This is a genomic window from Streptomyces eurythermus, assembly GCF_014649115.1.
GTDB classification, from domain to species: Bacteria; Actinomycetota; Actinomycetes; order Streptomycetales; family Streptomycetaceae; genus Streptomyces; species Streptomyces eurythermus.
This window is the reverse complement of record NZ_BMSK01000013.1, coordinates 177,280-203,024: the sequence shown is the minus strand read 5'-3', so window position 1 is coordinate 203,024 and position 25,745 is coordinate 177,280. Positions and strand designations below refer to the sequence as shown.

Below are 25,745 nucleotides of genomic sequence, written 5' to 3'. Positions count from 1 at the left end.
AGGAACAAGTGGACAGGGGGCGACGGGACTTCGGGGCAGGGCCCCGCGTGGGCGTACGTCAGGAGGCGGCCGGTCCCTCGCCGTCGCTGTCACCGCGGCCGGACGCCGCGGCTCCGCGCCGTACGCTCGCCGCCGTGCGCCGCACCATGGCCGCGAGCTTCGGGAAGCGCATGTGGTCGAGCGGGCCGCTGACCGACACGGCGGCGAGCGCCGCGGTGTCGCCCGCCCCGATGACCGGCGCGGCGACGCAGCCGACGCCCGGCATGGTCTCCTCGTGGCCGTAGGCGACACCACGCTCCCGGATGTCGGCGAGCTCGGCCCGGAAGCGGTGCGGGGCGAGCTCCACCTCGCAGCACGCGGCGGGGGAGTGGGCCATGAGCGCCTTCCCCACCACGGTCCGGTGGGCCTGCGGCCGTCCGTTCACCAGTGACCGCGAGGGGATGCCGGAGCGGCCGCCGACCTGGACGAGGTAGACGACCTTCCCCTCGTCGAGGACCGCGAGTTGCGCGGCCAGCCCGGTCCAGGCGTGCAGCTGGTGGAGGTGGCCCACCGCGGCGGCCCGGACCCGGTCCTGGTGGTACATCACGGAACCGAGCTCCATGATCCGCATGCCGAGCCGGTAGTCGTTGTCGTCCCGGCGCAGGAAACGGACTTCCACGAGCTGCTCGAGGATGCGGTGCGCGGAGGAACGAGGCAGTCCCGTGCGCCGTACCACCTGCGACAGCGTCAGACCGTCCGCCTGCTCCAGGACGTCGAAGATGGACACCACCCGGTCGATCATCGACACGGGGGAGTGCGTCCGCTCCGCCGCGGAAGGTAACGCGGAGGACGACGCGGGCGGCGGCGCGGAAGGCCGCGGACAGGGCGCCGGAGAGGGCACGGAAGGGGACATGGGACTCCTCGGCGATACCGGCGAGACACATGTGTCTCGTACGTCGGGGCCCTATGTGTAACTCAAGTCACGCACCCGGCGCCAGTGTCAAACGTTTCGGCCGACCGGTGCGGACGGTCCCGCCGCCGCGGGTGTCCCGCTCAGCGGGAGCCCCTCTGGTGAGCCGCGCGGCACCGGCCAAGACTCTGGCGCACCGGCATCCGAGCCGGCGCCGCGGCTGACGGCCGGCCGACGGCGCGGAGTCTGGAGAGGACGTCCCATGAGTGCGCCCAGCACCACGGAGCACCAGGTCAGAACCATCGAGGCGGGCAGCCCCCCGGAGCGTTTCGCGCGGGGCTGGCACTGCCTGGGCCTCGCCGAGTCGTTCAAGGACGGTGCGCCCCACGAGATCGAGGCGTTCGGCACCAAGCTCGTGGTCTTCCAGGCCCAGGACACCGGGCGGCTGCACGTCCTGGACGCCTACTGCCCGCACATGGGCGGAAACCTGGCGCGCGGCACGGTCAAGGGCGACACGGTCGTCTGCCCCTTCCACGGCTGGCTGTGGAAGGGCGACGGGAGGTGCGCCGGCATTCCGTACGCCCACCGGGTCCCGCCCCGCGCCAGAACGCGGGCCTGGACCACGCTGGAGGAGAACAAGCAGCTCTTCGTCTGGTACGACCCCGAGGGCGCGCCCCCGCCGGAGGGCGTCACGATCCCGCGCATCGAGGGCGCGTTCAGCGACGAGTGGAGCGACTGGACCTGGCACTCGCTGCGCATCGACGGCTCCCACTGCCGCGAGATCGTCGACAACGTCGTGGACATGGCGCACTTCTTCTACGTCCACAACTCCTTCCCGACGTACTTCAAGAACGTCTTCGAGGGACACATCGCCACCCAGTACCAGGCGACCGCGCCGCGCGGTGACATGACCGCCGCCGAGACGGTCTCCGCCCAGGGCGACACCCGGTCGGTGGCCTCGTACCACGGACCGTCGTACATGGTCGTGTACCTGGACATGGACGTGGACGGCACGACCGTCGAAACAGCGATGATCAACTGTCACTACCCGGTCAGCGCCGATTCCTTCGTCCTGATGTACGGGGCGCTGGTGAAGAAGCTCCCCGGCATGACGGACGAGATGGCGGCCGAGTCGGCGGCCATGGCCGCGCAGGGCCTGGCGGCCGGGTTCGAGCAGGACATCGAGATCTGGAAGAACAAGACCAGGATCGACAACCCGCTGCTCTGTGACCAGGACGGGCCGGTGTACCAGCTCCGCCGCTGGTACGAGCAGTTCTACGTGGACGTCGCCGATGTGCGGCCGGAGATGACGGACCGGTTCGAGTTCGAGATCGACACCGAGCGGGCCGTCAAGGTGTGGCAGGCCGAGGTCGACGCGAACCTCGCCCGGCGGGCGCGAGCCGCGCGGGGTGAGGCGTGAGCATGCGGCCGGTGACCTGCGAGGAGTGCGGCACCGGGGTCCTCGTGGAGAAGCGCAGCCTTCCGCACACCAGCGTCCAGTGGACCGGGCCGACCGACCGCTGCCCGCAACTGGCCGGAGGCGGCGCGCGGATCGAGGGGTGCACCCGGCTGCGCGCGTCCATCGAGCGGGAGGTGCGCGAGGGAAGGCTGACGGTTGCCCATGACGACTGAACAGCCCCGGGCCCGGGGCCGGGACCACGGGCAGACCGTGACGGCGGCGATGACGGTGACGGTCCAGCGGGTGGTCCGGGAGACCGCGGACGCGGTGAGCCTGGTGCTCCGGCCCGAGGCCGGCCGCCGACTGGCGCCCCTGCCCGGCCAGTTCCTGACCGTGCGGGTGCCGGGCGGACACGCCCGCTGCTACTCCTTCTCCCGTACCGGGCCCGAGCCGGCGATCACCGTCAAACGCGTCCCCGGAGGGATCGGCTCCAACTGGCTGTGCGACACGGCCACGGCGGGGACGCGGCTGACCGTGCTGCCGCCCGCCGGGTCCTTCACACCGTCCTCCCCGGACGCCGACCTGCTGCTTCTCGCGGCGGGCAGCGGCATCACCCCCCTCCTCCCCATGGCCCGGTCGGCACTGGAGCAGGGCACGGGCCGGGTCGTGCTCCTCTACGCCAACCGGGACCCCGGCTCCGTCATCTTCCGCGACGAACTGCGCCGGCTCGCCGCCGCCCACCCCGCGCGCCTGCTCGTCCACCACCTCCTGTCGTCCGTCCAGGGCCGGCCGCGTACGGAGCAACTCGCCCAGCTCGTCGCCCCGTACGCCGGGCGCGAGGCGTTCCTCTGCGGCCCCGAGGGCTTCATGGCCGCCGCGGACGACGCCCTGCGCGCCCAGGGGGCCGTGCGCGGGCGGGTGCGCCGCGAGGTGTTCGTCTCGCTCTCCGGCGACGTCTTCGCCGAGGCACCCGCGCCGCCGCCCACGGCCGGGACGGCCGGGTCCGCCCCGGCTCCCTCCGGCAGCGGCGTGGACCTGGTCGTCGACATCGACGAGCGGTCCCACGCCCTGACCTGGTCCGCCGGGACCACCCTCCTCGACACCCTGCTCGCCGCCGGGGTGGAAGCCCCCTTCTCCTGCCGTGAGGGCTCGTGCGGCGCCTGCGCCTGCCGCGTCGTACGCGGAGAGGTGGACCACGGCACGGGCGGAGTACTGACACCGGAGGACCGGGCGGAGGGCTACGTCCTGGCCTGCCGGGCCCGGCCCGCGGACGGCCGGTCGCCCGTCCACGTCAGCTACGACTGACCACCCTCCTGGCCCGCCGTCCTCCTGCCCCTCCGTCTGCTTGGGAGACCCCTTCCGTGCCCCGTCTGTCCGTCCTGGACACCACCTTCGTCCCCGTCGGCTCCACCGTCGCCGAAGCCCTGGCCGGGAGCGTCGCTCTCGCCCGGCTCGCCGAGCGGCTCGGCCTCGCGCGCATGTGGGTGACCGAGCACCACAGCCACCCGACGCTGGCCGCCGCCACCCCGGCGGTCCTGATCGCCCACCTCGCCGCGCACACCGAGGCGATACGCCTCGGGTCCGGCGGGGTCCTGCTGCCCCACCACGCCCCGCTGACCGTCGCCGAGCAGTTCGCGCTGCTCGCCGCGCTCCACCCGGGCCGGATCGACCTCGGCGTGGGACGCGGGGCGGGCACCGACCCGGCCACCTCCCACGCCCTGCGCCGCTCGGACACCCCGGACTTCGCCGGCCAGGTCGGGGAGCTCGCCGCGTTCCTCGGCACCGACGCGTGGCCGTCGGCGCACCCGTACCGTCAGGTCCGTACCGTTCCCGACGCGGTGCCCGCCCCGCCGCTGTGGATCCTCGGCTCCAGCCCGTACGGCGCGCGCCTCGCCGCCGAACGCGGACTGCCGTTCGCCTTCGCCCACCACTTCGGCGGTGACACCGCCGCCGCGATCCGCCTCTACCGGGACCGCTTCCGGCCGTCCGCCGTACTCGCCGAGCCCTACGCCGTCATCAGCCTGACCGCGATGGCCGCGGAGACGGAAGCCGAGGCGCGGTACCACGCCGCGTCCCAGGAACTGGCCCAGCTGAAGATCTCGCGCGGTCTGCCGGACGCCCTGCTGCCGGCCGATCAGGCCCACGCGCTGCTCGGCGGCGCGACCACCCCCTTCGGCGCCAGGTCCGCGGTCGGCGAGCCGCACGCGGTCGCCGAGGAGCTGGAGCGGCTCGCCGAGTCCACCGGCGCGGACGAACTGATGATCGTCACCTGCGTCCACGACCAGGAGGCACGGCTGCGCTCCTACGAGCTGATCGCCGAAGCCGTGCGCACCTGACCCGGAAGACAGGCCCTGGCCGGGCCATCCCCCGGCCGGTCCCGCCCGGCCCCCTTCCGCCGGGACCGGCCCGCCTTCGAGGAGGAGTCCCTCATGAACACACCCCGTCAGACCCCCGCCCGGTTCGCCCGTGGCTGGCACTGCCTGGGCCTCGCCCGGCAGTTCACGGACGGCCGGCCGCACGAGATCGAGGCGTTCGGCACGAAACTGGCCGTCTTCCGGGGCCGGGACGACGGACGTCTGCATGTCCTGGACGCGTACTGCCGGCACATGGGCGGCAATCTCGCCCACGGCACCGTCAAGGGCGACACCCTCGCCTGCCCCTTCCACGACTGGCGGTGGGGCGGCGACGGCAAGTGCGCCGCGATCCCCTACGCGCAGCGGGTCCCGCTGCGCGCCAGGACCCGCGCGTGGACCACGCTGGAGGAGAACGGGCAGCTCTTCGTCTGGCACGACCCGGAGGGGAACCCTCCCGGTCCCGGCGTGACCATCCCGCGCATGGACTGGATCGACGACGAGCCGTCCGACGGCCCCGAGGCGTCCGAGTGGTCGGACTGGACCTGGGACAGCGTCCTGGTCGAAGGCGCGCACTGCCGTGAACTCGTCGACAACATCGTCGACATGGCGCACTTCTTCTATGTGCACCACTCGGTGCCGACCCGGTTCACCAACGTCTTCGAGGGCCATGTCGCCGCGATGTACGTGGAGAGCACCCCGCGCCGGGACTCCGGCATGGAGCTGATCGGCGCCGATCTGAGTCTGCGCTCGGACGCCGCGTACTACGGCCCCTCCTACATGATCGACCGCATCTGGCAGCCCCTGGGCGACGGCACGGAGGCGGAGACCGTCCTCGTCAACTGCCACTACCCGGTCACCGCCGACAGCTTCGTGCTGATGTACGGCGTCAGGGTCCGCAGGCTCCCGGGTACGACCGCCCGGCAGGCCGAGGACATGGCTGCCCGGACCGCCCGGGGCATGCGGGTGGCCTTCGACCAGGACATCGAGATCTGGCGGCACAAGACGCGCGTCGACAGCCCGCTGCTGTCCGACGGCGACGGGCCCGTCTACCAACTCCGCCGCTGGTACGAGCAGTTCTACGTGGACGCCGCCGAGGTCCGGCCGGAGATGACGGACCGGTTCGAGTTCGAGGTGGACACCCGGCGCGCCGGTGAGGCGTGGGAGCGGGAGATGGCCGCCAACCTCGCCCGGACCGGCACGCCCGGCACTCCCTGAGCACCCCCGGAACCGCCTCCCCACGCTCCGCACGCCCCCGACCGCCCTGGAAAGGAACCCGCATGTCCCCACTGATCGAGGAATCCGCCCTGCGCGATGCGGCGTCGGCCTTCGGCACCGGCGTGGCGGTCGTCACCGCCCAGGGCCCGGACGGCCCGGCGGGCATGGCCGTGCAGTCCTTCGCCTCGCTCTCGCTGGACCCGCCGTACATCACCTTCTCCCCGGCCCGTACCTCCCGCAGCTGGCCGCTGATCCGCGCGGCGGGCCGGCTGGCGGTGAACGTGCTCGCGGCCGACCAGTGCGATCTGTCCAGGTGCTTCGCCACCAGCGGAGGGGACAAGTTCGCGGGGGTCGCGTGGCGGCCGGGCCACAACGGCGCGCCGGTCCTGGAGGGCGTCCTCGCCTGTTTCGAGGCGGACATCGCGGAGGAACTCCCCGGTGGCGACCACACGATCGTGATCGGCCGGGTCACCCGGGCGCGGTCCCTGCGCGACGCCGATCCCCTCCTCTACTTCCGCCGGACGTACCGACGGCTCACCCCCGCCTGAGCAGCCCCCGCCCCGCTGCGCCCACCTCCCGAAGAAGAAAGCAGGAACGTGAAGTTCTCCATGATCTTCGAGGCCCAGATGGCCGATCCCACCCCGGAACACGAGCGCCAGGTCCTCCACGACTGCGTGGAACAGGCCGTGTTCGCCGAGGAGATGGGCTTCGACCGGATCTGGGCCGTCGAGCACCACGCGCTGAAGTGGTACGCGCACATGAGCGCCTCCGAGATCTTCCTCACCTGGGTCGCCGCCCGCACCTCCCGGATCCGTATCGGCCACGGCGTGGTCACCATGCCCTTCGGCTACCAGCATCCGGTACGGGTGGCCGAGCGCGCCGCCATGCTCGACGTGCTCTCCGGCGGCCGGGTCGACATCGGCTCCGGGCGCGGCGCCACACGGCAGGAGATGTCCATGTACGGCGTCCGGCCGGAGGACACCCGTCCGCAGATGGAGGAGGCCCTGCGCATTTTCGCGAGCGCCTGGCGCGAGGAGCGGTTCGAGTGGCACGGCTCGCTCGACATCGGCCCCGGCGCGATCCTGCCCAGACCGGTGCAGGCCCCGCACCCTCCCCTGTTCATGGCCTGCTCCAAGGACGAATCCCTGCGCCTGGCCGCCGAGTTGGGGATCGGGGCGCTGGTCCTCGGTTTCGCCGGTGCGGACAACATCCGGCACCTGCGCGCGATCTACGACGACGCCATCGCGGGGCGCTCCGGCGAGAGGCTGGTCTCCACCGAGGTCAACGACCACTTCTCCGCGCTGTGCCCGACGATCGTGCTGGACGACGCCGAGCGGGCCCGCCGGATCGGCATGCGCGGCCAGCGCTACTTCGCCGAGTCCATCACCCACTGGTACGGCGACGGCCCCGTGCCCGACCAGCGCCCGGACGCCGGCGATGACGCCGCCGCCCTGGAGCGGGGCCGCGAGCGCCTGGTCGCCAAGCTCCACGAGGCGGAGATCCCGGTCACGCCCAGCGACACCGGCACCTACAACGCCGACCACGCCTACGGCTCCGCCGAGGACGCCATCGCCTACGTCGAGGAGTTGCGCCGGATCGGCGTGGACGAGGTGATGTGCCTGATCCAGATGGGCACCGTTCCGCAGGAGGCGTGCATGGAGACCATCCGCCAGTGGGGCGAGAAGGTCATTCCCCACTTCCGCGCGGCGGGGGGCGAGTGACCGCCATGACGGACAAGCCCCTGCTGTTCAACGCGTTCACCATGAACTGCGTCTCCTTCATCAACCACGGCCTGTGGCGGCATCCGGCGACCCGGCAGACCGACTACACCGACCTGGACACCTGGATCGAGCTGGCCCGCATGCTGGAACGCGGCCGCTTCGACACGCTGTTCTTCGCCGATGTCATCGGCACGTACGACGTCTACCGGGGCGGCCTCGACACCGCGGTCCGTGAGGCCACCCAGTTCCCCAACAACGATCCGTCCGTCCTCATACCGGCGCTCGCCCACGCCACCGAACACCTGGGCTTCGCCTTCACCGGCTCCGTACTCCAGGAGCATCCCTTCACCTTCGCCCGCAAGGTGTCGACGCTCGACCACCTCACCAAGGGGCGGGTCGCCTGGAACGTCGTCACCTCCTTCCAGTCCTCCGCCGGCCGCAACTTCGGCTTCGAGGAGCAGGTGCCGCACGACGAGCGCTATGTGTGGGCCGACGAGTACATGGAGGTCGTCTACAAGCTGTGGGAGGGCAGCTGGGAGGACGGAGCGGTCCTGTGCGACAAGGAGAACGGCGTCTACGCCGATCCCGCCAGGGTCCACCCGGTCGACCACGCCGGAGTCCGCTACCGCGTCGCGGGACCGCACCTGTGCGAGCCCTCGCCGCTGCGCACCCCGGTGCTCTTCCAGGCCGGCTCCTCGGAGGCCGGCCGCTCCTTCGCGGCCCGGCACGCCGAGGGCACCTTCATCCTCGCCCCCAACCCGCTGGCGGCCCGGACCAACATCGAGGACGTACGGGCCAGGGCGGTCGCCGCCGGCCGCCGGGCCGACGACATCGCGTTCTTCCAGGGGCTGTCGTTCGTCGTGGGCAGCACGGAGGAGGAGGCCAGGCGCAAGAACGACGAGATCGACGACCACATCAGCGTCGAGGGTCTGCTGACCCACATGAGCGGCAACATCGGGGTGGACCTGAGCGCCATCGACCCGGAGAAGCCGCTGAGCGAGCTGCGCACGGAGGTCGCGCACGGTGCCGTACGGGGCCTGATCGAAGGCGCTCCCGACCAGACGCAGACGTTCGCCGACCTGGCCCGGCTGATCACCACCACCCGCGTCGTGGGCACCCCCGAGCAGATCGCCGACGAGCTGGAGACCTGGGCCGCCGCCGGAGTCGACGGCTTCAACATCACCTATGTGATCACCCCCGGTACCTTCGAGGACTTCATCGACCACGCGGTGCCCGTGCTCCAGCAGCGCGGACTCATGCGCCGCGAGTACGAGCCGGGGACCCTCCGCGAGAAGCTGCGTCCCGGATCGGGGCCCCGGCTCCCGGCGCGGCACCCCGCGGCCTCGTACCGCCGCACAAAAAACAGAGAGAATTTCTCCGTTTAGCTCTATGACTCCGCGAAGAGGAGAGATATTCTCCGTTTGTAGGTCGCGGTTCCGTGTGCGGGGCCGAGTCGAGAGGGGTGGGGTGAGCGTGATGGCGGACGATGTCGCCGGTGCGGTGCGGACCCGGGAGGCGAAGGCCGTACGGCGGGCCGATCAGGCCCGTAACAGGGAGCGCATCGTCGCCGCCGCGCGCGAGGTCTTCGCGGTCCGGGGGACGGGCGCCCCGATGGACCTGATCACCCGCACGGCGGGGGTCGGCAGCGCCACGCTCTACCGCCACTTCCCCGACCGGGACACCCTGGTGCACGGCGTCTGTCTCGATGTCGCCGACCGGATCTCCGAGCGGGGCCGAGCCGCCCTCGACGAGGAGGCCGACCCCTTCGAGGCGCTGCGCCGCTTCGCCGTCGGCGCGGTGGAGGAGGGCATCGGCGCGCTGTGTCTGATGCTCCCCGACCACCTGTGGGTGGACGACGCCGAACTGCACGCGGCGCGGCGGCGCGTCGACGCGGTGGCCGAGGAGCTGGTCCGGCGGGCGCAGCGGGCCGGCCGTATGCGGCGCGATGTCGGGGTCGGCGATGTGATGGTGGCTCTCAGTCAGCTCGCCCGGCCGCTCCCCGAGGGCGTCGGCGCCGACATCGAGCGCCTCACGGAGCGTCATGTCCGGCTCTTCCTGGCCGGCCTCGAACTCCCGGGCGGCGATGGGCTGCCGGACGGCGGGCTCGGGCGGCCGGGTGCCGAACTGCCGGGCCGCCCGGCGACCCTGGAGGACCTCCGCCGCTGAAACCGGGTCCCCTGAGCGCCGTGTGACGCGGCGCTCCACCGTGAAGTCGTACGCATCCCGCCCCGGGCCGCCGGCCCGGCGGATGCGTCAACCTGTCATGCCCATGTCATGCGCGGCCGGCTTCTGACGTCGGCCGTTCCTCTCGTGAAGAGCCGAGGTAGCACAGCCATGTCCGAAACGACGGCATCGCCCGTCACCCCCACCACCCCCGACCCACGGCGCTGGAAGGCCCTCGCGTTCATCGCGATGGCGCAGCTCCTGGTCAACCTGGACACCACCATCGTCAATATCGCCCTGCCCTCGGCCCAGGCCGACCTGGGCATCTCCGACGGCAACCGGCAGTGGATCGTCACCGCCTACGCCCTCACCTTCGGCGGTCTGCTGCTGCTCGGCGGCCGGATCGCCGACCTGTGGGGCCGCCGCCGCACCTTCCTCACCGGCCTGATCGGCTTCGCCGCCGCCTCCGTCCTCGGCGGCGCCGCCGGCGACCAGATCTTGCTGTTCGCCGCACGCGCGATCCAGGGCGCCTTCGGCGCACTGCTCGCACCGGCCGCCCTCTCCCTCCTCGCGGTCCTCTTCACCGACCACCAGGAACGCGGCAAGGCGTTCGGCCTCTACGCCGCCATCTCCGGCAGCGGCGCCGCCATCGGCCTCCTCCTCGGCGGCGTCCTCACCGAGTACCTCGACTGGCGCTGGACGCTGTACGTCCTGGCCCCCTTCGCGCTCCTCGCCGCCGCCGGCGCGGCGGCCGTCGTCCGCGAACCGGCCGGCGCCCGCAACCGCTCCCCGCTCGACCTCCCCGGCGCCGTGCTCTCCACCCTCGGCCTCGCCGGCCTGGTCTACGGCGTCACCCGCGCCGAGTCCCACGGCTGGAGCGACACCACCACCATCGCCCTGCTGGCCGGCGCCGTGGTCGTCCTCGTCCTCTTCGTCGTCCTCCAGGCGAAGGTGAAGGCCCCGCTCCTCCCGCTGCGCGTCGTCACCGACCGCAACCGCGGCGGCGCCTTCCTCTCCCTGGGCCTGGCCATCATCGGCCTGTTCGGCCTGTTCCTCTTCCTCACCTACTACTTGCAGGTCGTCAAGGGCTACTCGGCCGTCCTGACCGGCGTCGCCTTCCTGCCCCTGACGGTGGGCCTGATGGCCGGCTCCACCCAGATCGGCGCCCGCCTGCTGCCCCGCGTACCGCCCCGCCTGATCATGGGCCCCGGCTTCCTCCTCGCCGCCCTCGGGCTGCTGCTGCTCACCCAGCTCGAAACGGACAGCTCCTACGCCCTGTTCGTCCTGCCCGGACAGCTCCTCTTCGGACTGGGCCTCGGTACCGCCATGATCCCCGCCATCTCCCTGGCCACCATCGGCGTACGGCCGGGCGACGCCGGTGTCGCCTCGGCCATGGTGAACACCGCCCAGCAGATCGGCGGCGCCATCGGCACCGCCCTGCTCAACACCATCGCCGCCGGTGTCACCGCCGCCTACGTCGACGCCCACGCCGGGGAGGGGGTCCTGTCCGCCGGCATGGTGGACGGCTTCACCACCGCCTTCCGGTGGTCGGTCGGCATCCTGCTCGTCGCGGCCGTCGTGGTCCTCGCCGCGGTCGACGCCCGTGCCCCCGGCGGCCCGGAGGCCGGCCCGCAGGACGCGGAGCCGTCCTCCCCGCCCCCGTCCGGGACGGCGGAACCGGCGCGGCAGGTCTGACGCCCACGCCGCCGGAGCTGTCGGCTCCGGTCCGTCGAGGGGGCCGTGCCGCCCGAGGGGGGGCGTCGCCCGGCGGTCGGTAACGCCTGTCGCCTCCGCCGGCCGCTCCCCGCCGTTCCCCACCCGACGGGGCGGCGGGGCGCTCGGGCCTCGTCCGACGGCCGCGGCGCAGCTAACCCCCCGTCCGCCCCGCCCACCGCTTGGAGCCCCACCCATGACGACCGCCCTGTCCGTCCTCGACCCCACCATCATCCCCAGCGGTCTCACGGCCGCGGACACCCTCGCCGCGAGCGTCGCTCTCGCCCGGCACGCCGAGGAACTCGGCTACCGGCGGCTGTGGGTGACGGAGCATCACAACCACCCCGGACTCGCCATGGGGACCCCGCCCGTCCTGATGGCACACCTGGCCGCGCGGACGAACCGGCTGCGCATCGGCTCCGGCGGCGTCATGCTGCCCAACCACGCCCCGCTGGCGGTGGCCGAACAGTTCGCCCTGCTCGCCGCGCTCCATCCCGGCCGGATCGACCTCGGCGTGGGGCGCGGGCCGGGCACCGATCCGGCCGCCGCCCGCGCGCTCCGCCGCGCCGACGCGCACGACTTCCCGCAGGCGGTGGCGGAGTTGCAGGCGTTCCTCGGCGGACGGCAGTGGCCGCCGGGGCACCCGTACGGCACCATCCGCACGGTGCCCGAACCGGTCACGCCCCCGCCCCTGTGGGTCCTCGGATCGAGCACGTACGGCGCGCGCCTGGCCGCCGCCGCGGGGCTTCCCTTCGCCTTCGCCCACCACTTCGGCGGAGGCGACGCGGAGCACACCCTCCGGCTGTACCGCGACACCTTCCGCCCCTCGAAGGCGCTGGACCGGCCTCGTACCCTCATCACCGTGACCGTGGTCGCCGCCGACACCGATACGGAGGCCCGCCGCCACGCCGCCTCCCAGGAACTCGTCCAGCTGCGGATCGCCCGGGGCCTGCCGGACGCGCTGCTGCCCGCCGGCGAGGCGGTGGCCCGACTCGGTGGCGCCGCCACCCCGTTCGGCGCCTCGGCCGTCGTCGGCGACCCGTTCACGGTCCGGGAGGAGCTGGGCCGGCTGATGAAGTCGACCGGTGCCGACGAACTGATGGTGAACACCTGCGTCCACGACCAGCGGGCCCGCCTGCGCTCCTACGCGCTCGTGGCCGAGGTCATGGCCGCCGGCTGAGGATCCGGCCGCCGCCGAGCCGCCCCGTCGACGTAGAGGGACGTGACGGACCGCGCGGCGTCGTCCAACTCCTCGCCGATGAACTGCGGGTACAGCAGGGCGCCCTGGATCAGGGCGCCGTGCAGCGCGCCGAGCCGCTCCGCCGGGAGGTCGCACCGCAGTACGCCCTCGCGCTGGCCACGCGCGGCCAGCTCCGACAGGGGGCGGGCGACGGCCAGTTCGCGCCGCGTCGGCTCGCTCGCCGGCCCGGGCAGACCGATCACCCAGTACTCGCGTCCTACCGCGAGCAGCGCACGGGTCGCGGCCAGGACGGCGTCCCGGACGGGCGCACCGGAGAGGTCCGCCCGGCGCAGGGCCCGTACGCATTCGTCCGCCGCGAACTGGGTCAGCTCCGCGAACAGCGCCTCCCGGTCGGCGAAATGGCGGTACAGCGTGGCCCGGCCGACACCGGCGGTCCGCGCGATCTCGGCCATGCCCACGCCGCGCCCGTGCGTGCGCAACGCGTGTGCCGCGCCCCGCAGGATGGTCCGGTGCACGTACCCCTCGCCCGGGGAACCGTCATCACCGGCCGGGCCACTCACGGGAGCGGGCACGGCGACGGGGGTACTGCGCGCTGCCCTGTCACTCATCGCGGCAGCGTAACCGCGCGGTTCCCGGAGCGGGACCGCACCCCCCCGCAGGAGGCGTGCGGTCCCGACGGCCCGCGGTTTCAGGTGCCCGGCGGCGCGGTGCCGTCGATGCCGAGCCGCTCCCGCAGCCAGGCCACGGCGCGCTCCTGCGCGGCGGCTGCCTCGGGCAGCTCGCCGGCGAAGTCGATGAAGCCGTGGAACATCCCCCGGGCGCAGTGGATCTCGGCCCGGTCGAGCCGGGCCGCGTAGGCCTGCCCCTCGTCCCGCAGCGGATCGCACTCCGCCTCCACCAGCAGCGCGGGGGGAAGCCCGCCGGTGTCCTCCGCGAGCGCGGGCGCGACCTCCGCGGTGGGCTCGGCGCCGCCGAGGTACTGCTCCCAGTACCAGCGCATCGCCGCGGCGGTGAGGAAGTGGCCCTCGCCGAAGTCCCGCATCGACGCCGAGTCCGTACGCGGGTCGAGCGCGGGGTAGATGAGCAGCTGGGCGGCGGGCCGGGAGCCGCCCCGGTCGCGCGCCGTCAGACAGACCGACGCGGCGAGGCCGCCTCCCGAGCTGTCGCCCGCCACGGCGACGCGCGCGGGGTCGCAGCCGAGGGACGCGGCATGGCGCACGGCCCAGTCGAACGCGGCGTAGGCGTCCCGGACCGCCGCCGGGGCCGGATGCTCGGGGGCCAGCCGGTAGTCGACGGAGACGACCACGGCGCCGGTTCCGGCCGCCAGCAGACGGCAGAGCCCGTCGTGGCTGTCGAGCCCGCACAGCACGAATCCTCCGCCGTGGAAGAACAGGACGAGCGGGAGCGAAGGGACCGGCCCGGCCTGCGCCCGGCCGTGCCCCGGCCCGTACGGACGGTAGATCCGTACGGGCAGGGGCGGGGCTCCCGCCGGGCCGGGGATCGTCCGGTCGGTGACCGACGCGAGCGCGGGCAGCCCGGCGGGCGGCCGGGCCATGGCGCGCCGCACGGCGGCGACGTCCGTGCCGGGGCCGAGCGCGGGGAAGCCGGCGGTGAGGGCGTCGGCGAGGGCGCGGGCCGCCGGGGTGAGGACGGCCGGGGCCGAGGCCGCTGGGGACGGGGTCGGGGGCGGGGTGTTCACTGCGCCGCCAGTCCGCCGTCGACCGCGAACTCCGCGCCCGTCACATAGGCGGAGGCGTCGGACGCGAGGAAGAGCACCAGGCCGGTGACGTCGTCGGGCGTACCGATCCGCCGCGCGGGGATGTGCGGCCACTCCTTTCGGGTGGCGTCGCCGTCACCGGTCACCGTGGCGATCATCGGGGTGTCGATCACGCCGGGGTGGACCGAGTTGACGCGGATGCCCTCGGCGGCCACGTCGAGCGCGACCGACTTGGTCAATCCGCGCAACCCGAACTTCGTGGCCCCGTACGCGCCGTGCCCCGGAATGCCCTTCAAACCGGCGGTGGAGGAGATGTTGACGATCGACCCGCCGCCCACGGCACGCATGGCGGGCAGCACGGCCCGGATACCGAGGAACGGACCGAGCAGATTCACCGCGAACAGCGCGCGGAACTCTTCCTCGGACTGCTCTGCCACGTGCGCCGTGCTCCACAGCGCCGCGTTGTTGACCAGGACATCCAGCCGGCCGAGGCGTTCTCGGGCGTACGCCACCACGCGCGCCCAGTCCTCGGCCGAGGAGACGTCGTGGCGTACGAAGAGCGCGGCGTCCGTACGCCCCGGCCCGCGGCGGATCGCCTCGGCCTCGGCCGCACCTCCCCGCTCGTCCACATCCGTCAGCACCACCGACGCGCCGGCGGCGGCGAGCGTACGCGCGTGCCTCGCCCCCTGGCCGCGCGCGGCACCGGTGACCAGGGCCACCCGCCCGGTCAGATCGAAAGCGCCCGGGGGCGTCGCGCCCACGGGCAGGGTGTCTTCGGGTATCGAGAGCTCCACCGGATCTCCTCGGGGTTCCTCGGGTTCGACGTTCCTCGGGTTCGACGGGACGGCCGCGCCGCGCGTCGCGACGGGTGCCCGGGGCCCCGGCGATCCGGGGCGGAGCCTTCCTAACAGTGCTCGGCGGGCGGCGGGCCGGGAATTCCGCTCAGCGGGACGAGGACTGCCCCCGGCGACGCCCCGTCCGTACCGTCACGCCATGACGGCGAGTGGAGAGGCGGCTGACATGACGGAAGCGGAGCACGGCACACCAGGCGAGCGGGGCGGGCGCGGAGTCCTCCCGAGCGCCGCCGGCGGCGGGAAGGCCGGGACGACGGCCGAGTACGACGTGGTGGTGGCCGGATCGGGCGCCGCCGGTTTCGCCGCCGCCCTCACCGCACGACTGCGCGGCCTGAGCGTCCTGGTGCTGGAGAAGACCGGCCACTACGGCGGCACCACCGCGCTCTCGGGCGGAGCCATATGGGTGCCCGGCAACTTCCACCTCACCGCCGCCGGCCTCGGCGACAGCCGGGCGCACGCACGCGCGTACCTCGACGCGACCGTGGGCGACCGCGTTCCGGCGGAGCGCAAGGAGGCGTACCTGGAGCACGGGCCGCGCATGGTGCGGGAGTTCCACGTCCGCACCCACGTCCGCTTCGTCCACATCGACGGATACAGCGACTACTACCCGGAACGCCCCGGCGGCTTCGCCCGCGGCCGGTCGATCGAGCCCGAGGTCTTCGACCTGCGCCGGCTCCCGGCCGCCGAGCGCCGCCGGATGCGCCGCGCCCATCTGCCCACCTACGGCCTCACCATCACCTCCTACGACTTCCGCCACCTGAACATGGCGGCCCGGACCTGGGCCGGCCGGCGCGTCTCGGCCAAGGTGGGCCTGCGCGCCGTACGGGACCTGGCCCTCGGCCGAAAGCCGGTCGCCCTGGGAGAGGCACTGGTGGCCCGGCTCCGCCTCTCCCTGGCCCGGCTCGGCGGTCACCTCTGGCTCGACGCGCCGCTGGACGAGCTGCTGTACGACGAGGGCGCCGGCCGCGTCACGGGGGTACGGACCTACCGTGCGGGACGCCCGGTCGAGGTGCGTGCGCGCCGGGGCGTGGTCCTCGCCTCCGGCGGCTTCTCCAGGAACCAGACGCTGCGGGACCGCCACCTGCCCGCGCCCACCTCGGCCGACTGGACCGCCTCCCCGCAGGGGCAGGACGGTGACGCGCTGCGCGAGGGACTGCGGCTCGGCGCGGCCGTCGACCTGATGGACAAGGTGTGGGGAGCGCCCTCCGTCGTCCCGCCCGGTTCCGGTGCCCCCTTCTTCCTGGTCGCCGAGCGCGCCATCCCCGGCATGATCATCGTGGACGGCCGGGGCGACCGCTTCGTCAACGAGGCCGCCCCGTACCACGAGTTCGTGGACACGATGTACGCCCATCGCGAGGCGACGGGCGCCGAGACGGCTCCGTCCTGGCTCGTCATCGACGCCCGGTCCCGCGCCCGCTACCCCTTCATGGGACTGCTCCCCGGGCAGCCCTTCCCGCGTCCGATGCTCACGAGCGGCCTCGTGAAGAAGGCGGGCACCCTGCGGGAACTGGCCGGTCTCACCGGTCTCGACGCCGACCGTCTCACCCGTACCGTCGAGCGCTTCAACACCGGCGCCCAGGAGGGCAAGGACCCCGACTTCGGCCGAGGTGAGAGCGCGTACGACAACTACTACGGCGACCCCACCCTCCCCAACCCCAACCTGGCCGCCCTGGACAAGCCCCCCTACTACGCGGTCCCCGTCCTCCCCGGCGACCTCGGCACCAAGGGCGGCCTCGTGACGGACGCCCGCGCCCGTGTGCTGCGCGAGGACGGCACCGCCATCGGGGGCCTCTACGCCGCGGGCAACGCCGCCGCGTCCGTCATGGGCGAGACCTACCCGGGCCCGGGCGCCACCATCGGCCCCGCGATGACGTTCGCCTACATCGCCGTCAACGATCTCGCCTCAGGGCGGTGAGCCACGCCGAGCACGGCGTGCCGCACCCGGCGGTCACACCGCGGCCGGCAGCGTGAACTCGTAGACCAGCGCGTCCTGTTCGGCGTGCACCACCAGGTCCGTGATCTCCAGCGGGCGCGCGTACTGGTCGTGCACGCGCCGGGTCACCCGGACCGAGGCGGCCTGCGAGACCTGGCTGATGGAATCCCGGTGGTGCAGGCACAGTCCCGCCTTGCGCATCCAGTCGTAGGCCCGCCGCAACTGCGCGGGCGTGGCGCCGTCGGCCCGGTCCCGGTAGCGCGCCAGCTCCGCCACCTCGGCCAGGACCACGGCTGAGAACGATGTCACCGCCGTCCGCAGCGACCGGCCGTCCGGTGTGACCGACCGGTAGCGGTGCACCAGCGTCGGCCGGTGCGGGGCCAGGCCCAGTTCCCGCGCGTGCTCCGGCGGCGGCACCTCCCAGGTCACCGTGGCCTCGTCCAGGGCACAGGGGTCCGCCGGGCGGGCGCCCACCGGGAAGGCGAGCGAGTCGGGCGACTCCACCGGCCGGCCGGGCAGCATGGCGTGGCTGCCCCGCCGGTCGGTGGCGACCACACCACTGCGGCGCAGCACCTCCAGCGCCTGGCGGACGGTCTCCCGGCTGACCCCGAAGTGCGCCGCCAAGTGCCGTTCGCCCGGCAGCCGTTCGCCGGGCGGAATCGTGCCGTCGCGCAGCTCGCCGAGTAACAGCGCCGCTATGCGTCCGTACAGGGGGCGGCCGTCGACGGGCGGGGGATCGTTCGGGGTGGTGCGGGCCATGCCGCGCCCTCCTGTCGGTGACAAGACGTAGTCGTCCGGGTTCATTGCGCGACCACAATTAGCATTGGTCTAAACCACGAGGGAAGGGCGGCCGGTGGTTTCGACCGAAATCCACCCGCCCCGCCACGGCGGTCACCGGGCGCCGTGACGCGCGCTCACAGGGCGCGGTACAGGGCGTCGACCAGCGCCGTCTTCCGTGGATCATCGGCGAGGCGGTGCCCCATGCGGTTCATGACGTAGCCCAGCGACACCGCGGCCTCCGGGTCGGCGAGCCCGCAGGAGCCGCCGAAGCCGTCATGGCCGAAAGCCCGCGGGTTCGGGCCGTACAGCCCCTGCGGGCCGCTCAGCCACAGGCCGAGCCCGATCTCGGTCTCCCCCTCCAAGGCCGCGCCGAGCACCAGGTCGCGGCCGGGTCCCTCGCTCTCCCGCACCCGCTCCGCGGCCCGCGGTGACAGGAACCGCCGGCCGCCGAACGCGCCGCGCCCGGCGAAGACGCCGTACAGCGCCGCCACCGCCCGCGCGGTGCCGTGCCCGTTGGCCGCGGGGATCTCCGCCGCCCGCCAGCCGGCGCTGTTCGCCTGTGCGGGCCCGGTGGCCGGATTGGCCAGAGCGGCCCGCGCGACCGGCGTCAACGCGCCGAAGGCGGCGGCCTGTTCGGCGGCCGGCCGGGCCGGCGCGAGCACCAGTTCGGCAGCCCGGCCGGCCTCCCGCGCCGGCAGGCCCACCGTGAAGCCGACCCCCAGCGGCCCGGCCAGCTCCCGCTCCAGGAAGGCCCCCGGCCGCAGCCCCGAGACCCGCCGTATCACCTCCCCGACCAGGAAGCCGTACGTCAGCGCGTGGTACCCGGACCGGGTCCCCGGCTCCCACCAGGGTGCCTCGGCGGCGAGCCGGCCGGTGGTCGACTCCCAGTCGTACAACTGCTGGAGGGTGTGGGGTTCGCGCAGTCCGGGCAGTCCGGCGCGGTGCGACAGAAGGTGCCGTACGAGCACCTTCCCCTTGCCCTCGGCGGCGAATTCGGGCCAGTACGCGGCCACCGGCGCGTCCAGGTCGAGCAGCCCCCGGTCGGCCAGCAGGTGGGCGCACAGGGCCACGACCCCCTTGGTGGTCGACCATACGTTGACCACGGTGTCCCGCTCCCAGGGCCGGGTCAGCGCCGGGTTCGCCCACCCGCCCCAGAGGTCCACGACCGTCCGCCCGGCGACGGTGACCGCCACCGCGGCGCCCAGTTCCCCACGCGCGCGGAAGTTCTCCTCGAAGGCATCCCGTACCGCGGCGAACCGCGGCTCGCAGTGGCCGTGGATCAGCGGGGTCGTCGGCGGTGTCTCCTGCGTGGACATAGGGCCTCCGTCGTCGCCGGGAACCCGGGTCCGCGCGGCCGCGGCCCGGGGGGGCTCCGAACGTACCGACTGCCCGGTCTGCGGGGAAGGGGGAATCCGGGCCGCCCTGCCCGCCGGCCGCGCTCAGGCGTACGAGCGCAGCCAGCGCACCCGCGCCGCCTCGTGGAACGGGCCGCCGCCCTCGTGGTCGTTGAAGTCGTACACGTCGATGGTCTTGTCCTCGTGCCCCCAGGCGTTGAACGCCGCGAACACCGTCGACGGCGGGCACGTCTGGTCCTCCAGGGCCGCCGAGAACAGGGCGGGCGCCCGGCCCCGGGCCGCGAAGTGCACCCCGTCGAAATAGGACAGCGTGCGCCGCACCTCCGCGGCGCGCCCGCGGTGCGTCTTGAGGAAGAGGCCGATCTCCCGGTACGGGTGACGGTCCGTCAGCGTCACCGCGCGCGGGAAGTCGCACAGGAACGGCACGTTCGGGGCGACCGCGACCAGGTCGGGCACCAGGCCGCCGACGGCGATCGACAGGCCGCCGCCCTGGCTGTCGCCGAGCACCACGGTCCGCGTCGCGTCGGTCAGCGGGTGCGAGCGGGCCGCCTCCACCGCGCGCACGGCGTCGGTGATCACCCGGCGGTAGTAGTAGTTCTCGGGCGCGTCGATGCCCCGGGTCATGTAGCCGGGGTGGGCCGGGGCCGAGCCCACCGGGTCCGCGGTGTCGCCTCCGCCGCCCCAGGTGCTGCCCTGCCCGCGGGTGTCCATCAGGAAGTGCGCCCGGCCCGTCGACGCCCAGAGCAGGCTCTCGTGCGGCAGGCCGCGCCCGCCGCCGTAGCCGAGGAACTCCACCACCAGCGGCAGCGGTTCGGTGGCCCCGGCGGGCAGCCGCAGCCAGCCCTTGACGGGGTGGCCGCCGAACCCGGCGAACGTCACGTCGTAGACCTCGACCGTGGTCAGACCGGTCTCCACCGGCTCGAACCGCGCGTCCAGGTCGTGCTCGCGGGCCTGCTGGAGCGTCTTCTCCCAGAAGGCGTCGAAATCCTCCGGCTCGGTGGACTCGCTGCGGTACGCGCGGAGTTCGTCCAGGGGGAGATCGAACAGGGCCATCGACAACCGCCTTTGCGAAGGAAGGGTATGCGGTCTCACGGTACGTGGGTGATCGGATCTTTGGCCAGGGATCCAGGGGCGCGCAGGCCCTTTCGCGTCGCACCGCCGAGGGGGCAAGGGGCCAGGTCCCGGGTTGAGTAAGCGCTTGTTCCCAGGGGTGCGCAGGAACACGACGGGCTTCCAGAGATCGGATCACCCGCCGGTCACATGCGTGGCTGGGTCCACCTCGGCCCCGTCCGCTCCCACTCCCGCTCCCACTCGGCGAGCCGGTGGCGCAGGGCGATCCGGCGCTGGATCAGCCGGCCGAGGTACACCGCCGTCGCCGTGCCGCCCGCCGCGCACAGCCCCACGGTCACGGCGTGCTGCCACACCGCCACCTCGCCCGGCGGCGGTGCCACGCTGCGGCCCCGGGAGTCGAACCACACCGAGACCGGCTCCCCGGCGCGGGCCCCGGCGGGCACCTGGGCCCATGCCGTCCGGACGCCCTTGCCCGGCTCGGTCCAGCGGATCTGGGCGCGGTAGGCCTGCCGGCGGTCGCCCTGCGGCGCGGACGGCCGCTCGGCCGGGTCGCCCACCACGACGGCGCGCACCTCGTGGCGCTCGGCCCGCTGTGCCGCGGCGAGTGCCCGGGCCCGGTCATGGGCGTGCAGGCCGGCGAACACCCCGACCAGGGGGGCGGCCACGCACAGCAGGACGGTGACCAGCAGCACCGTCCACGCCTCCACGACGTCCGACCGGCGCCGCAGCGGATTGCGCCGCCAGCGCCAGCCACGCACCCGGGTACGCATGTCCACCTCCTCGCCACCGCAGGCGCCGCCGAGCCGGCGGGGCCGGATGCCCGGCCCACCGCCCGCGCCGCTCACGCGCACGAACGCCCACACCCGTCTCGTACCCCGTTCGGCGCACCTCGCGCACGCCGCGAACCGCGAGTTCTGGCCCATATGGCGCACTGCGGACACCACGCGCCCCACGATCGCGCGCCGAGCGCCGCCGCGCGACCCGGGCGCCGGGTACTGCGGTACGGTTCGGGCGCCGGGTGCGGTGTTGCGATCCGGGCGCCGGGTGCTGCTGCCGCACCCCGGCAGGTCGTCGTATCGCCGTGGCCCGGGCGGCCGGGTGCCGCGGCCGCCCGCCCGGGCAGGTTGGCGTACCGCCGAGCGGCCTGGGCGCCGGACACCGTGGCCGCACGCCCCGGCACGTCGTCGTACCGCCGCGTGGCCCGGGCGCCGGGGGCCGCGCGCCGCTCCAGGAGGCGCGCGCTCCCGTCGGACGCGTTGCCCGGCTCGGACGCGCTGCTCGGCGGAGGGCCCAGTCGCTCGCCGGCGGTCCGCGTGCTCGGCGGGCGTGCCGCTCGGCGGACGGTAGCGGTGCTCAGCCTGGGGTCCCCCCCCCGCGTGCCGCTCCCGGGCCGACGAGCGGAGCCGTTTCGACATGGAGACCCGGTACGCCCCAGCGTGCCGCTCCCGGGCTCCGGTGGCCGTCGTCAGCCGAAGCGCTCGATGCGGATGCGGTCCACCGGCTGGCCCGCCGCGATCAGCAGCCGGGAAGCGTGCTCGGCGAAGGCGTTGGATCCGCACACATAGGCTTCCCACCCACCCTCGGGCCGGTCGGCCAGGAGCGGCGCCACATGTGCGGCCGCCATACGTCCCACCGGCACCCCGGGCGGGGCGCTGCGGGTGAACACGGGGGTCGTCTCCGGGCCCAGCTCGGACGCGTAGATGAGCTGCTCGGGGCTGCGCGCCGACACCAGCATCCGCAGCGGGACGGTGAGGCCGCGCGCCCGGTGGTGCCGGACCATCGACATCAGCGGTACGACCCCGGAGCCGGCCCCGAGCAGCAGCGCGGGCCGGTCGCCCGGCCAGGCGAAGAAGCCGCTGAGCGGGCCGCGCACCTCCACGGTGTCCCCGGGCCGGGCCACGGTGTGGAACCAGCCGGAGACCTCGCCGTCCGGCACCCGGTCCAGGGTCAGTTCGATGTGCCCGGACGGGTCCGGCGCCGACGCGATCGAGTAGTGGCGCTGCGCGGCGTAGCCGTCCGGGGCGGTCAGCCGCAGCATCAGGTGCTGGCCCGGCAGATGCCCCGCCCACCCCGGCACCGCCAGGCGGAACGTGGCCGCGCGCGGTGTCTCGCGGCGGATCTCCGTCAGCGTGGCGGTCTGCCAGCGCGACGCCGTCTGGCCGCCCACGGCGATCCGCCCGGGCACCGCGAACCGTGTCACGGGAGTCGTCGTCTCAGTCACCGGAGTACCGCTGCTCCTCCCACGGGTTGCCTCGCGCGTGGTAGCCGTTGCGCTCCCAGAAGCCTGGCTCGTCGTGGTCGAGGAGCGTGATGCCCGCGATCCACTTGGCGCTCTTCCAGAAGTACAGGTGCGGTACCACGAGCCGCGCCGGGCCGCCGTGCTCGGGCGGCAGCGGCGCGCCGTCGTACTCCCAGACGATCCAGGCCCGCCCGCCGGTGAGGTCGGCGAGCGGCAGGTTGGTGGTGTAGCCGGTGTGGGAGTAGGCGAGGGCATGTGTGGCGGACCCATGTGGCCGGGCCACACTGAGGAAGGCGTCCAGCGAGACGCCGCCGAACCGCACGCCGAACTTCGACCAGCCGGTCACACAGTGGATGTCGCCCTCGTACGCCGACGCCGGCAACGCGTGTGCGGCGTCCCAGTCCCAGGTGTGCGGGTGTTCGACCAGGCCGTCCACGCGGAAGGACCAGTCGGCGGGCGAGAGGTCCGGGGTGACCTCGGCGGACAGGACGGGCCAGTCCTCGCGCGCGTCGTACTGCCCGGGGGGCAGCCCGGGGTTGTGGACGCGCGGGCGGCCCGTGAAGCCTCGCGTGACGTTCATGGTTCAACCGTACGCTGTCGTTCCGGGTGCTCCGTTCCTGGCCGGCGCCCCATCGTTGCGGCTGTATGAACTCTGCCGGGGCCCGGGAATACCGCCCCCCGCGCCGTTGCTTGCCGATCGGTGCCGGCCCCGGTGGGCCGGTGACACACGCAGCGACCGGCCGAGAGAAGCGAGGAACCGAGGATGCCCCAGGCGTATGTGTCCGACACCGTGATCGAGGGGGCCGCGTGAGCGTCGTGAGCAGCCCGGACGCCGGCCCCGGCCGGACCGCCGACGGCGACCCGCATGTCCTCGACAACCCGGCCCTCGCCTCCCTGACCGGGCCGCACGCCCGGTTCGCCGAGCGGCGCGGCCGGGTGCTGCGCTACCCCGTCGACGTCTCGCCGTGGCTCGCGCTGCCGGACGACCCGGACGAGCGGGACTGGGCGGACCTGGCCGCGCTGGCCGGCCCCGGCGCCGAGGTCCCGCTGCCCGGCTTCCGCGGCCGGCTCCCGGCGGGGTGGGAGGTCACCTTCCGGCTGGAGGGCGTACAGCTGGTGGACGACGGACTGGCCGCCGCGCCGGATGCCGAGGCGGTGCGGCTGGGACCGGCGGACGTGCCGGAGATGCTGGACCTGGTGGCGCGCACCCAGCCCGGCCCGTTCCTGCCGCGCACCGTGGAACTCGGCACCTACCTCGGCATCCGCCGCGACGGAGCGCTGGTCGCCATGGCGGGGGAGCGGCTGCACCCGCCGGGCTGGACCGAGATCAGCGCGGTCTGCACCGACCCCGCCTTCCGCGGCCAGGGCCTGGCCACCCGGCTGATCCTCGCGGTGGCGCACGGCATCCGGGAGCGCGGGGAGACGCCGTTCCTGCACACCAGCGCCCGGAACACGAACGCCATCCGGCTGTACGAGTCCCTCGGCTTCCGGCTGCGCCGCCGCACGACGTTCCTGGAGGCACGGGTACCGCAGGACCAGCCGGACGACCGCGCGGCGGTACCGGTGCCTTAGGGCGCACGTGGGTGCGGGTGTTCACCGCTCTGGTGGCTCAGCGCCGACGCGGAGGAAGACGTCAGCCGGGCCGTGTTCGCGGACTCCGCCATCGAGCGCGCTCACCAGCACGCTGCCGGGGCCCGCAAAAAGGGGCCCCGGCCGGCGAGCCGGATGGTCACGCCATCGGCCGGTGCCGGCCGCTGGTGTCCGTCCTCACCGCCGGTCAGGCAGGAGCCAGCGGGCTGGTCGCCCGTTCGGCGCCGGGGCTGACGCCGCACGTACGGCCATGGGGACGGCGTCCCGGCCCGGGCCGGGACGCCGTGGTGCCACCGCCGGGTGTCCAGCCCGCCATGTCATGGGGCTGCTGCGACCGCGTAGCGATGGGGGCCTTCGCACGGATCAGTTGACGCACCCCGTCACGATGACCGGACTGCCCGCGCAGTTGGTGGGGATGTTCTCCTTGATGGTCGATCGGACGACCGTGAACTGGGTGAGAGTGAACACACCACCGGGGGCCACTGTGGAGGCGTTGCCCCGGACCGTGCTGTGATCAAGCGTCACAGTCCCGCCGTTGTTGTAGATGCCGCCGCCTTGCGACGTGCCGGAACCGTTGGCGCTGTTGCGCTCCACGGTGCTGTCCTTGAGTACGAGCGTGGAAGGCCCGCTCGCGTTGTAGATGCCGCCGCCCCGGCCGTTCACGCCCCCGATGACGTTGCCGCTGACCTCGGTACTCGTCAGCTTCAGCGTGGCGCCGTTGAAGATGCCTCCGCCCCTGGTTCCCGCGCTGGTGTTGTCACGGATCTTGCTGTCGACGAACTCGATCGTGCCGAGGTCGATGTCGACGGCTCCCCCGTCGAGGCCGGCGGTGTTGCCGGTGGCGGTGGTCCGCTTGAACACGGAGGCACCGAAGTCGTGATCGATCGCGCCACCGAACTGCCTCGCGTGGTTGCGCGTGAACTCGGTGCCGTCGGCACGCACCGTGCCGTCGGCCTGAAGACCTCCGCCGCTGTCCGCGTTGTTGAACTTGAACCAGCCGCGCGTGATGACGCCCGTGGCTCCCTGAAGGACGGCCACCCCGCCACCTCGGACCGCCGCGGTGTTGCCGAGAAGCGTGACATCCTCGAGGTTCAGCTTGCCCCCGTTCTCGACCAGAATGCCCCCGCCGTCCCCTGGGGAGTCGCCGCCCCGGACCGTGACGTCGTCGAGGCGGAGATCACCGCCGGAGGCGACGTGAAAGATCCGGAACGCACCGGCTGACACCGAATCGCGGACGATGGTGGCGCCGTGGCCGTGGATGGTGAGTCGCTTACGGATGACCGGCAGCCCGTCAGCGCCCGCATAGGCGGCAGTCAGGTGGTAGGTGCAGTGCCGGGCGAGGTTCAGTGTGTCCCCTGCCGTCGCCTTCGCGATCGCGTTGATCAGGGCAGAGGTGCTGCAACCCACCGTGGCCTGGGCCGTGGCAACGGCCGGTGCGGCGGGCAAGCCGGTGACGGCCAGGGCCGAGACCGCGGCGGCCACGCCGTACAGAGTGCGTCTCATGACTCTCCTTGAGATGCCGGGCCGCCTTGCCGAGGCCAGGGGCAGCAC

Annotated in this window: 24 protein-coding genes and 1 pseudogene; 14 read left to right on the top strand and 11 right to left on the bottom strand. The window is 73.7% G+C overall.

Translation table 11 applies throughout. From position 1 onward, the window contains the following. Positions 1 to 58 precede the first annotated feature (58 nt). A complete protein-coding gene (locus IE251_RS25135) occupies positions 59 to 781 on the bottom strand; it encodes an IclR family transcriptional regulator (RefSeq protein WP_229896931.1) in 723 nt (240 codons plus the stop codon). 370 nt (positions 782 to 1,151) lie between these two features. Between IE251_RS25135 and IE251_RS25130 the strand changes: the two genes are divergently transcribed. The 11 genes from IE251_RS25130 (at position 1,152) to IE251_RS25080 (ending at position 12,634) form a co-directional block, all read left to right on the top strand. Then, on the top strand, positions 1,152 to 2,309 hold the full coding sequence (locus IE251_RS25130) for a 3-ketosteroid-9-alpha-monooxygenase, oxygenase component (protein WP_189755267.1): 1,158 nt from the start codon (positions 1,152 to 1,154) through the stop codon (positions 2,307 to 2,309). Beyond that, entirely contained in the window at positions 2,306 to 2,521 is a 216-nt protein-coding gene (locus IE251_RS25125; RefSeq protein WP_229896923.1) for a hypothetical protein, read from the top strand. The genes IE251_RS25130 and IE251_RS25125 overlap by 4 nt, the downstream gene beginning before the upstream one ends. Beyond that, complete coding sequence (locus IE251_RS25120) at positions 2,511 to 3,593, top strand: ferredoxin--NADP reductase (RefSeq protein WP_189755266.1); 1,083 nt, start codon at positions 2,511 to 2,513, stop codon at positions 3,591 to 3,593. Before IE251_RS25125 ends, IE251_RS25120 begins: the two co-directional genes overlap by 11 nt. Positions 3,594 to 3,649: 56 nt before the next feature. Next, on the top strand, positions 3,650 to 4,624 hold the full coding sequence (locus tag IE251_RS25115; RefSeq protein WP_229896922.1) for an LLM class flavin-dependent oxidoreductase: 975 nt from the start codon (positions 3,650 to 3,652) through the stop codon (positions 4,622 to 4,624). Positions 4,625 to 4,717: 93 nt separating this feature from the next. After that, positions 4,718 to 5,857, top strand: coding sequence for a 3-ketosteroid-9-alpha-monooxygenase, oxygenase component (locus tag IE251_RS25110; protein ID WP_189755265.1), 1,140 nt, complete (start codon positions 4,718 to 4,720; stop codon positions 5,855 to 5,857). A gap of 62 nt (positions 5,858 to 5,919) precedes the next feature. Then, positions 5,920 to 6,405, top strand: a complete 486-nt coding sequence (locus IE251_RS25105) for a flavin reductase family protein (RefSeq protein WP_189755264.1) — start codon at positions 5,920 to 5,922, stop codon at positions 6,403 to 6,405. 48 nt (positions 6,406 to 6,453) lie between these two features. Beyond that, on the top strand, positions 6,454 to 7,578 hold the full coding sequence (locus tag IE251_RS25100) for an LLM class flavin-dependent oxidoreductase (protein ID WP_189755263.1): 1,125 nt from the start codon (positions 6,454 to 6,456) through the stop codon (positions 7,576 to 7,578). Between the two features lie 5 nt (positions 7,579 to 7,583). Continuing rightward, the gene (locus IE251_RS25095; protein WP_189755262.1) at positions 7,584 to 8,963 is read left to right on the top strand and encodes an LLM class flavin-dependent oxidoreductase; all 1,380 of its coding nucleotides are present in this window, start codon (positions 7,584 to 7,586) and stop codon (positions 8,961 to 8,963) included. Between the two features lie 91 nt (positions 8,964 to 9,054). Further along, positions 9,055 to 9,744 carry a TetR/AcrR family transcriptional regulator gene (locus tag IE251_RS25090; protein WP_189755261.1) on the top strand — a complete coding sequence of 230 codons (690 nt, stop codon included), beginning with the start codon at positions 9,055 to 9,057 and terminating at the stop codon, positions 9,742 to 9,744. 168 nt (positions 9,745 to 9,912) lie between these two features. Beyond that, positions 9,913 to 11,436: an MFS transporter gene (locus tag IE251_RS25085; protein ID WP_189755260.1), complete on the top strand. Its 1,524-nt coding sequence runs from the start codon at positions 9,913 to 9,915 to the stop codon at positions 11,434 to 11,436. Between the two features lie 214 nt (positions 11,437 to 11,650). Continuing rightward, positions 11,651 to 12,634, top strand: a complete 984-nt coding sequence (locus IE251_RS25080; protein WP_189755259.1) for an LLM class flavin-dependent oxidoreductase — start codon at positions 11,651 to 11,653, stop codon at positions 12,632 to 12,634. On the opposite strand, the gene IE251_RS25075 is transcribed toward IE251_RS25080, so the two are convergent. The 3 genes from IE251_RS25075 to IE251_RS25065 all read right to left on the bottom strand — a co-directional run bounded on the left by IE251_RS25075 (position 12,598) and on the right by IE251_RS25065 (position 15,103). After that, positions 12,598 to 13,263, bottom strand: a complete 666-nt coding sequence (locus IE251_RS25075; RefSeq protein WP_189755258.1) for a TetR/AcrR family transcriptional regulator — start codon at positions 13,261 to 13,263, stop codon at positions 12,598 to 12,600. The genes IE251_RS25080 and IE251_RS25075 overlap by 37 nt on opposite strands. 80 nt (positions 13,264 to 13,343) lie before the next feature. After that, positions 13,344 to 14,354, bottom strand: coding sequence for an alpha/beta hydrolase (locus IE251_RS25070; RefSeq protein ID WP_229896921.1), 1,011 nt, complete (start codon positions 14,352 to 14,354; stop codon positions 13,344 to 13,346). After that, complete coding sequence (locus IE251_RS25065; protein ID WP_189755364.1) at positions 14,351 to 15,103, bottom strand: SDR family NAD(P)-dependent oxidoreductase; 753 nt, start codon at positions 15,101 to 15,103, stop codon at positions 14,351 to 14,353. Before IE251_RS25065 ends, IE251_RS25070 begins: the two co-directional genes overlap by 4 nt. A 262-nt stretch (positions 15,104 to 15,365) precedes the next feature. Between IE251_RS25065 and IE251_RS25060 the strand changes: the two genes are divergently transcribed. Continuing rightward, the gene (locus IE251_RS25060) at positions 15,366 to 17,141 is read left to right on the top strand and encodes an FAD-dependent oxidoreductase (RefSeq protein ID WP_229896920.1); all 1,776 of its coding nucleotides are present in this window, start codon (positions 15,366 to 15,368) and stop codon (positions 17,139 to 17,141) included. Between the two features lie 33 nt (positions 17,142 to 17,174). Here the strand turns inward: IE251_RS25060 and IE251_RS25055 are convergent, their stop codons facing one another. The 6 genes from IE251_RS25055 to IE251_RS25030 all read right to left on the bottom strand — a co-directional run bounded on the left by IE251_RS25055 (position 17,175) and on the right by IE251_RS25030 (position 23,184). Next, positions 17,175 to 17,918, bottom strand: coding sequence for a GntR family transcriptional regulator (locus IE251_RS25055; RefSeq protein WP_189755257.1), 744 nt, complete (start codon positions 17,916 to 17,918; stop codon positions 17,175 to 17,177). 155 nt (positions 17,919 to 18,073) lie between these two features. Beyond that, positions 18,074 to 19,255: a serine hydrolase domain-containing protein gene (locus IE251_RS25050; protein WP_189755256.1), complete on the bottom strand. Its 1,182-nt coding sequence runs from the start codon at positions 19,253 to 19,255 to the stop codon at positions 18,074 to 18,076. A gap of 123 nt (positions 19,256 to 19,378) precedes the next feature. Next, positions 19,379 to 20,347, bottom strand: coding sequence for an acetylxylan esterase (locus tag IE251_RS25045; RefSeq protein WP_189755255.1), 969 nt, complete (start codon positions 20,345 to 20,347; stop codon positions 19,379 to 19,381). Between the two features lie 203 nt (positions 20,348 to 20,550). Continuing rightward, positions 20,551 to 21,135, bottom strand: coding sequence for an Rv1733c family protein (locus IE251_RS25040; protein ID WP_189755254.1), 585 nt, complete (start codon positions 21,133 to 21,135; stop codon positions 20,551 to 20,553). 695 nt (positions 21,136 to 21,830) lie between these two features. Further along, complete coding sequence (locus IE251_RS25035; protein WP_189755253.1) at positions 21,831 to 22,586, bottom strand: ferredoxin reductase; 756 nt, start codon at positions 22,584 to 22,586, stop codon at positions 21,831 to 21,833. Beyond that, positions 22,579 to 23,184: a sulfite oxidase-like oxidoreductase gene (locus IE251_RS25030; RefSeq protein WP_189755252.1), complete on the bottom strand. Its 606-nt coding sequence runs from the start codon at positions 23,182 to 23,184 to the stop codon at positions 22,579 to 22,581. Before IE251_RS25030 ends, IE251_RS25035 begins: the two co-directional genes overlap by 8 nt. A gap of 227 nt (positions 23,185 to 23,411) precedes the next feature. Between IE251_RS25030 and IE251_RS25025 the strand changes: the two genes are divergently transcribed. Both IE251_RS25025 and IE251_RS42170 read left to right on the top strand, forming a co-directional pair. Next, positions 23,412 to 24,176 carry a GNAT family N-acetyltransferase gene (locus IE251_RS25025; RefSeq protein WP_189755251.1) on the top strand — a complete coding sequence of 255 codons (765 nt, stop codon included), beginning with the start codon at positions 23,412 to 23,414 and terminating at the stop codon, positions 24,174 to 24,176. Positions 24,177 to 24,181: 5 nt separating this feature from the next. Continuing rightward, positions 24,182 to 24,391 (top strand): annotated as a pseudogene (locus IE251_RS42170) (IS5/IS1182 family transposase); the annotation flags it as partial. 166 nt (positions 24,392 to 24,557) lie between these two features. On the opposite strand, the gene IE251_RS25015 reads toward IE251_RS42170, so the two are convergent. Next, entirely contained in the window at positions 24,558 to 25,697 is a 1,140-nt protein-coding gene (locus IE251_RS25015; protein WP_189755250.1) for a hypothetical protein, read from the bottom strand. Between the last annotated feature and the right edge of the window lie 48 nt (positions 25,698 to 25,745).